Annotated in this window: 2 protein-coding genes and 1 pseudogene; all 3 read right to left on the bottom strand. The window is 59.5% G+C overall.

Features of this window, described 5'->3' with window-relative positions:
• Positions 1-176: 176 nt before the first annotated feature.
• A pseudogene (locus AB9K35_RS02110) lies at positions 177-833 on the bottom strand (transposase); the annotation flags it as partial.
• 30 nt (positions 834-863) lie between these two features.
• A complete protein-coding gene (locus AB9K35_RS02105) occupies positions 864-1,520 on the bottom strand; it encodes a hypothetical protein (protein WP_369924226.1) in 657 nt (218 codons plus the stop codon).
• Between the two features lie 16 nt (positions 1,521-1,536).
• Positions 1,537-1,887, bottom strand: a 351-nt coding sequence (locus tag AB9K35_RS02100; protein WP_369924225.1) for an IS5 family transposase, incomplete at its 5' end; no start/stop codon positions are given.

Genomic DNA, 1,887 nt, shown 5'->3' with positions numbered 1-1,887 from the left:
GCGCGTACCCTGTGTTTGCTATGGAAGAGATCATTTCTTGACGGCAGAGCCCGTCTGGGCAAACCTGTCAGGGCGTCCGGGGCTCCGGATGCTCCATGACCTGCTGACCTAAGCAGCCGGAAATTCCCGACATAGGACGTTATCGCTGACAATGCAAGCGGGTTTTCCGTAGATCCGGACCAGCGCTGGTTCGGCCGTGTGGCTTCGGGCTTCGGCGTGCGCGCCCCCCGGGCGCGTTTGCGGCCCCGCCGCCGCTTCACCGCCAGGCCTTCTTCCCGGTAGAGGCGGTAGAGTTTTTTGTGGTTCATGATCATGCCTTTGCGCTCAAGCAGAACGCCGATCCTCCGGTAGCCGAACCGGCGGCGCTTGCCTGCGATCTCTTTCATCTCCTGGCGGATCTCAGGATGGTCGGGCGGACGTTCGCCGGACCGTCTTAGGGTCGACACCGACAAGCCGGCAGGCCCTGCGCTGCGAGATATCATGATCCCGCATTGCATTGAGCGCTGCCTCTCGCCGCTCTTTCGGTGTCGTCAGTGTCGGCCTTGCCCTCGAACCAATGGCGGGCTGGCGGCCTCCATTCCCAGCAGGTCTTTCAAAACCACGTTGTCGAGCATCGTGTCTGCCAGCAGCCGCTTCAGCTTGGCGTTCTCATCCTCCAGCGCCTTCAGCCGTGCGGCCTCCGACACCTCCATGCCGCCATACTTGGACTTCAGCTTGTAAAAGGTCGCCGGGCTCAGGCCGTGCCGACGGCACACCTCCGCCGTCGGCATCCCGGCTTCCTGCTCTTTGATCATCCCGATGATTTGCGCCTCGGTGAAACGGCTCTTACGCATTCGTCTGCTCCTACATAGGTTGGGCAGACTCTACTTCATGGTGAGGGATTTTGCGGGGGGCAGGTCATGGAGCGTGTCGTTTCCATCGCCACCGTTCGACGAGATCTCGTAGCCTGCGCCTGAACTTGGAGCACCGCGTGTGTGTAAAAAATCATCGCCCTCGCCACCATGTATGCGGATGTTGTCAGATCCCAGGCTGTCAATCGTATCATTGCCCGCTCCTCCGAAAACCAGGGCTCTATCTGACGCCTCCGAAAGAATTTCGATCTGGTCATCGCCGTCGTCCCCGTGAACGGTCCCACTGAGAAGTTCACTTGTGATCGTATCATTGCCCTGGCCGCCGGAGATGGTGCCCTCGGAAAAGCCAGAAATCTGGTCATTGCCCGCACCGCCTGACACGTCAGCGGTGACAGAGGCATCACTGTCAGGCCAGCCTGACAGATCAATAATGTCGTCCCCGTCGCCGCTATCAATGGTAGTTTCTAAAGGGCCGGAGGCGTTCTGGTCCAGAACGAAAATGTCGTCTTCTGCGGTGCCGATGAGGTTAGAACCATCAGTTACAAAGGTGGTTGGATCTGGCGCTTCCCCGGAGGAGTCGTCCGGGGTATCCACAGGATCGTCGCCATTGTCAAATAGGGCAAAGCTGCCTGCGACAAGTCCGAGCAAGCCTAGGATTAACAATTCCATATTCTAGGGTCAGGATTCATAACCAGTAGATGACGGTTGCCGCGAGGGCGATGGCTGAGAGGAAGACTTTCGGACAGCGGTCATAGCGGGTTGCCACACGCCTCCAGTCCTTGAGCCTGCCGAACATGATCTCGATGCGACTTCGCCGCTTGTACCGGCGCTTGTCGTATTTGACCGGGATCTTGCGCTGCTTTCGGCCGGGGATGCAGGCGCGTATCCGTTCGTCTTGCAATGCCTCTCGGAACCAGTCGGCGTCATAGCCCCGATCCCCGAGCAACCAATCGACGTTTGGCAGGCTGCTGAGCAGCGCCCGTGCGCCGACATAATCGCTCACCTGCCCGGCGGTCACGAACAGGTTGAGAGGTCG

The sequence above is a fragment of the Leisingera sp. XS_AS12 genome (assembly GCF_041224635.1).
Lineage (GTDB): Bacteria > Pseudomonadota > Alphaproteobacteria > Rhodobacterales > Rhodobacteraceae > Leisingera.
The sequence above is the reverse complement of the archived record's forward strand: the minus strand, read 5'-3'. Positions and strand labels throughout refer to the sequence as shown.

What these genes read in the sequence shown, in the direction of transcription:
- AB9K35_RS02105 (WP_369924226.1), bottom strand. Translation starts at nt 1,520, where the DNA reads ATGGAATTGTTAATCCTAGGCTTGCTCGGACTTGTCGCAGGCAGCTTT.